The following is a 231-nucleotide window of genomic DNA, read 5'->3' as shown; positions in this document are numbered from 1 at the left end:
AAGCGCGCTCTCCTCTGAAAGCGTTTGACTAAATGTTCGCTCACTAATGGTTCTTTGTTCCATGATTCTTGCATTTTCTTTCTCTATTTGACGATTATAATTTCCTAATAGGGTAGGAATACCGCATTTTTCTAATTGTCGATCAATAGCACTCAGTTTAACGAAAGGTCGCACGGGAAGTTGTCGTGCTTGATGAGAACGGCAATCTACATAGGCATGTATTTTATAACG

1 protein-coding gene is annotated in these 231 nt (G+C 39.4%); it reads right to left on the bottom strand.

Annotated elements, in window-relative coordinates; translation table 11 throughout:
* Nucleotides 1–231, bottom strand: a 231-nt coding sequence (locus tag ACSV5T_RS10465) for a hypothetical protein (protein WP_438321112.1), incomplete at both ends; no start/stop codon positions are given.

The organism is Veillonella sp. ZSJB6 (assembly GCF_051549505.1).
In the GTDB taxonomy this organism is placed as follows: domain Bacteria; phylum Bacillota; class Negativicutes; order Veillonellales; family Veillonellaceae; genus Veillonella.
This window is presented reverse-complemented; position numbering and strand designations above follow the sequence as displayed.